Here is a 5,603-nt window from a genome sequence, read left to right on the forward strand (position 1 = left end):
TCCTGGCCGACTGTTACCGGAATGCCCTGAACATTGCCGAAGAGAAAGGGATCGATTCGGTTGCCTTTCCGGCCATCTCAACAGGGGCCTTTGGCTATCCCTTTGATGCAGCTACCGACGTAGCCCTCGAGACAATCAGGAAAATGATTCCCGATCTTGAGCAGGTAAAAGTGATCCGCTTCGTCTTATTCAGTGGTCGGGATTACTGGATTTATGATAAAAAACTGAAGGAACTGGAGAAATGATCGCTGACCCAGTCCCGGCAAAAAGAAGCCCGGCCGCTGTGGTAGATTTTCTCCATCGCAAACTCCCTGCCTTTAAGCCTTTATTTCCGGAGTATGCCGATCAGAAAATTATCGGGCTGTTGCCGGGATGCGTGTCCCTGCCGACAGCTACGAAACGGCCGAGAAAAACGGGCTGCTGGTCTTAACCCAATCCAGGGAAAACATTTTGGTGATGAATCCCCGGGATTTTGTTGTTAAGGAATTTTAGCGAATTGATTCAGATTTTTTTGTGCCCAAGCCGGATAGAAAGTTGCTTTTATACCGGCCTTTGGTTAGCTAGGCCTTCCACCCCGGGGCGCGATCCCCGTTTCTCGCTCATTCATCTTAAGAAAGAAAGACGAACTCAAGTTTAGAAAACCGGGAAAGGCCTAATCCATAGCTCTTAAAATATCATTGACCTTTTCCACATCTCTCGTAATTGCCTCCACAGAGATCGTTGCCCCTGTAATGCCATCAATATTTTTGTTTACTTCCAGGTTCTTAGAACCATCGTATCCTTCAAACTGCCTGAGCCATCCTCTTGCAGTAACCTCATATCCATGGGTGGCCTGATAATTGAAAACACGAACAAGTTCTACTTCTTTTTCCACATTGAATAGGATAAAATAGTCAAAATATTCGGATTTGCCGGCAGAAGAACCCATGCCGGGCGAGGAACAGCCACCGGCACGGCAGCTGTTCACCCGGCCCACATAGATGTATTTAACCTGGCTTACGTTTTCGGAGTGATGAGACTTAAAGAATTTCCCGTGGTAAGAGTATTGGTCCGACACGGCTTCAGGAACAGGTAAATGCTGTAAATCTTTATGAACATTGTTTTTTGCTAAGTTTCTGAGTAAAGACCTGTCTTGATAATCAATACTGTCCTGGCCGGCTACTACCCCAATATTTAACAGGGCTAATACGAATAAAGCGATTCTCTTTAGTCTCATATTGCTAACAGATTTAAAACATGATACCAAAACCAGCATTGAAAGTCTTCGCGAACTCATTGCTTGAGCCATCCTTTATAAATTGCATATCTGCTTTTACCACTGCACCCCTGGAAAGGAAAAGCGAGAAACCTGTAGTAATCACATCTTTTTGATAAGCGTTGTTTCTTGTTATGTTCTGTGAAACTGTATAGTGCGTATCAAAGTTTGAATACCGGACAAAAGGAATAAGCTCAGTTTCTGTCCGGGCAGTTCTAAGGATGTTGTAACCCACGTCCAGATAATATCCGAACATGCTGCTGCCCAGGTTGCCGCCACCTTTGTTGGCTGTAAAAGCGTTGTACTCATCTGTATTATCCAAACTGTTGTAATAGAGCTGCCCGGTTAACTCAAAACCTTCATACGAGTACCTTGCATCGACACCAATCATAGATATTCCGACAACGGATGAATCCGCCCGGGCTAAAGCTGCTTCGTATTCTTTCTCTATTCCATCGTAAAGGGAGCTTTGCGTTTTTCCAAAATACCCGGAAAGGCCAATATTCAAACCACGGATGCCAAAATATTCAACCCTTCCTGCAAGGTTGGGGGAGCTCATAAAAGACTTCGAGGCTTTTTGTCTTCCTCCTCTTAATCCGCTTGCACCGCCTATTTGTGCAGAGCCATCGTCGAAACTTTTGAAACCATTCATTACATAGACCTGGTATTTAAGAAAGGCAGGTAAAATAAGACCGCTGGCGCCAAAACCTATTTCACGCCACGTTGTGGGGGCTACATCATGACTCAGGAGAGGGCGCTCTACGCCATTAAAAACAGTTGGCTCATGATAAAGGTTGACAATTCCCATTGGTGACAAAAGCAAGCCGCCCTGGAGATTCACGTAATCATTCAGTTTGTACTGAAGAAACATCTGTTCAACATATATTTCGTCCACATGCTCAAACTCCAATTCTGTGACAAACTGTGTCCTCGAATTGAACTGATAGCCCATCATCATAATAAAACGATGCACATCCAGCTTTCCATTATTTCTGAAATCTTCAGAGAGGGGCTGATTATAATGGACTCCTCCATATCCTCCTATTTTGAGGTTGCCTTTTGTTCTTAACAGTTTCTCCGCACTATTAAAATAAAGGTTCTCCGGAATGCTGTCCGTTAATTGTGCGTTTGCAAATACAGAAAATACCAACAAAACACCTGTCAATAATACCATTCTTTTCATTTGACTGAATTTTAAAATTTAACATTAAATATCAGGAGGCAAAATAAGCGACAGGCTTTTTCACGGGCAATCCCTATTTATTGGGATATCTTTAGCGATATACTTAGCTGCCAAATAACATTTTAATTTTCAGAAGGCTTGCAGAGGTAGGGTTGAAACAGGATTTCAATTATTCGGTTTATGGTAATTTTTATATTTTTGTCCAAATGCAAGTATATCATTAATTTGAACAAGTAATTATTTATAATGAACTTACTAACACTTGCTTTAATAGGAGTCGGATTATCGGTAGACAGTCTTGCGGCAAGCATAACCACAGGGGCTTGTTCAAAAAGGATAAAGGCAAATCATGTATTGAAAGTAGCTGTTTTTATGGCCCTCTTTCAGGGTACAATGCCCTTGATTGGATGGATCATTGGCAATAGTTTTAAGAACGTTATTGCAAACTTTGATCACTGGGTGGCTTTTGTCCTGCTGTTAGGAATCGGAGGAAAGTTAATCTATGAAGGAATAAAGTCTGCAGAAGAGAACAACTCAGGAATCGTGCCAACCAAAACCCTGATTTTGATGGGCATGGCATTAGCCACCAGCATCGATGCACTCATTATTGGTATCAGTTTCGGACTTATAGAAGTGAATATATGGCTTGCTATGATTGTCATTGGCACATCAACTTTTATCTTCTCCACGGTGGGTGTTTTAGTTGGAAAAAAGATAGGAAAGAAAATCAACAAAGGAATAGAGATATCCGGAGGAGCAGTTCTTGTTCTTCTGGGACTGAAGATTTTGTTCGAGCACATTTATTTCTGAAAAAATGATTACACAATTTAGCCAACAATTTGAACACGATCTTCTTGAGGAAATCAGCCATATTCCTCCTGCAGAAATTCCCAGAAATACTGTAATACTCAGGGAACAATCCTATATAAAAGAGATCCCATTGGTAGTCAGGGGCAATATTAAAGTAAGAAAAACCGATGAAACAGGAAAAGAAATCATTTTGTACCATATTGAAGCCGGTGAAAGCTGTATTCTTTCCATAACCTCGTGCTTGAATGATAAAAAGAGTCAGGCCGAAGCCATTACCGACGAAACGACACAGCTTATCATTGTTCCCGCCTCCAAAGTAAAAGAATGGATGGATACCTATAAAAGCTGGAGAAAATTTGTTTTAAGCCTCTACAATGCCCGCCTCACAGAACTCTTAATGTTAGTGGACAACATTTCTTTTAACCAAACAGACAGCAGGCTCTATAAAAAACTGAAAGACCTTCAGAATAAACAGGGAAATGCAATCTCTATCACTCACCAACAACTGGCTTATGAAATCGGCACGGCACGAGAGGTTATTTCAAGGCTGCTCAAGCAAATGGAAAAGGAAGAGTTCATAAAACTGGAAAGGGGAAAAATCAAAATTTTGCGTCCTCTGTAACCTAAGTCACAAATTTCAAGGATTGCAAGGCTGTATATTTGCAGATAGAATGAATGTTACATCTTAAAATTATACAGTTATGAAATGCAATGTAGGTAAAACAGACAAAGTAATCCGAATCATTCTTGGATTAGCCATAGGGGCAGCCGGATTCTATTTTAACAGTTGGTGGGGCCTGGTAGGTATCGTTCCGGTTTTCACAGCCTTAATCAACTGGTGCCCTCTTTATCTGCCCTTTGGTATCAGAACATGTAGAAAATCATGAACAGTTAACGAATCATTTTTCGGAGGCCTCCAATTATTTTTCCTCCAGGAATGGAGTCATCCTGCCTGTGTAACTGATATGAAGTTTGTGCATGGCCCGGGTGCAGGCCACATAAAGCATCTGGCGATCGGGCTCGGTATGGTAGTTTTGCCTGTTGGTCCGGGGGACGATCACCTGGTCAAACTCCAGCCCCTTGGCCAGGTGTGCCGCGGTGATGACCACACCACCGGCAAAGGCAACACTGGATGGATCCAGCAGGTGAAGATCTTCATCAACGACGGATAACAAACGGTGCAGTTCATCGGCCTGCGCCTGGGTTTTGCATATGATGCCCAACGAATGATGGCCGTTCGAGCGGAAGGCTTTAATGGCATCCACCAGATAATCCACCTCCTCTTCTTCCTGATCAAATCTCTCCACCCGGGGATCCTCACCATGTCTTTCGATGGCTTCCACATCCATATTGTTGTTGATGCGTTTCGTGAATTCGGTGATTTCCCAGGTTGAACGGTAGCTTTTGAGCATGGTCATGCACTCGGCATTGGGTATCACCTCGCTGATGGTATCCAGATTGGAAGAGCTGAACGGATTGACCGACTGGTTGATGTCACCCAGGATGGTCTTTTTACAAGGAAACAAACGGGTAAGTACTTTATACTGAACCGGCGAATAATCCTGCATCTCATCCACGATCAAATGCTTCACCTTGCTGAAAGAGGACAGCCCCTCCAACTGCATCTTCAGATACAACAACGGGTAGACATCCGCATATTCATATACAGATCCCTTCTTTACTTTCAACATTTCGGGTTTGCCCAGCCAGCTGTAAAACCCTTTGTAAAGCATTCTCAGGTTGGTAGAGGGGAACATTTTTCGGATCCTGGTATGCAGTTGCTGCCGCTCTTTTCCTGTCACCTCGTAGCCGTATTGCACAAAGACGTTATGAACCACTTCCCGTACAATTTCATTGAACCGTTTGAGAAGAGGCAGGCGGTTGTACTTTCGGAATTTCTCCTCAATGAACCAGGCAGGAACCGGCTTGTTATGAATAAGGATATCGGCAGGCCGGAAGGCATCATTTTCAAGATGCAGCACATAGGCATCCATCTGCTCCAGCATATCAACAGAAGATTTGAACCGGATGCGCTCTATCAGTTTTTCATTCGTTCTTTTCAACAATTCCGATACCTGATCGAAAAAAGACTGAAACTTGATCTGATAATCAAAAAGCTCATCGGCCAGTTCTTCCATACTGGTTTCCTCAACCGACTCCTCTCCCAGTTCAGGCAGCACGTTAGAAATATAACTGGCAAAAACTTTGTTGGGTGAGATGATCAGGATATCTTCCGAGCTTATGGTGTCCTTATACTTGTAGAGTAAGAAAGCAATCCGGTGCAGGGCGATTGATGTTTTTCCCGACCCTGCTACCCCCTGAATCACTAAGTGACGGGCCTGCTGGTTGCGTATA

Annotated in this window: 7 protein-coding genes; 4 read left to right on the top strand and 3 right to left on the bottom strand. The window is 43.2% G+C overall.

The window, feature by feature from the left end; all coding sequences use genetic code 11:
* Positions 1-245, top strand: a 245-nt coding sequence (locus KGY70_16175) for a macro domain-containing protein (protein MBS3776735.1), incomplete at its 5' end; no start/stop codon positions are given.
* Positions 246-652: 407 nt separating this feature from the next.
* Here KGY70_16175 and KGY70_16180 read toward each other — a convergent pair.
* On the bottom strand, positions 653-1,216 hold the full coding sequence (locus tag KGY70_16180; protein ID MBS3776736.1) for an FMN-binding protein: 564 nt from the start codon (positions 1,214-1,216) through the stop codon (positions 653-655).
* 13 nt (positions 1,217-1,229) lie between these two features.
* On the bottom strand, positions 1,230-2,438 hold the full coding sequence (locus KGY70_16185; GenBank protein MBS3776737.1) for a hypothetical protein: 1,209 nt from the start codon (positions 2,436-2,438) through the stop codon (positions 1,230-1,232).
* Positions 2,439-2,684: 246 nt separating this feature from the next.
* Here KGY70_16185 and KGY70_16190 point away from each other — a divergent pair, with 246 nt between their 5' ends.
* From KGY70_16190 to KGY70_16200, 3 genes are all read left to right on the top strand, one after another.
* On the top strand, positions 2,685-3,248 hold the full coding sequence (locus KGY70_16190; GenBank protein ID MBS3776738.1) for a manganese efflux pump: 564 nt from the start codon (positions 2,685-2,687) through the stop codon (positions 3,246-3,248).
* A gap of 4 nt (positions 3,249-3,252) precedes the next feature.
* Positions 3,253-3,870, top strand: coding sequence for a Crp/Fnr family transcriptional regulator (locus KGY70_16195; GenBank protein ID MBS3776739.1), 618 nt, complete (start codon positions 3,253-3,255; stop codon positions 3,868-3,870).
* A 79-nt stretch (positions 3,871-3,949) separates the two neighbouring features.
* A complete protein-coding gene (locus KGY70_16200; protein MBS3776740.1) occupies positions 3,950-4,135 on the top strand; it encodes a DUF2892 domain-containing protein in 186 nt (61 codons plus the stop codon).
* Positions 4,136-4,168: 33 nt separating this feature from the next.
* Here KGY70_16200 and KGY70_16205 read toward each other — a convergent pair.
* Positions 4,169-5,603 (bottom strand): AAA family ATPase (locus KGY70_16205; GenBank protein ID MBS3776741.1); only part of this gene is annotated, 1,435 nt, incomplete at its 5' end.

The sequence above is a fragment of the Bacteroidales bacterium genome (assembly GCA_018334875.1).
Classification (GTDB): Bacteria; Bacteroidota; Bacteroidia; order Bacteroidales; family UBA12077; genus JAGXLC01.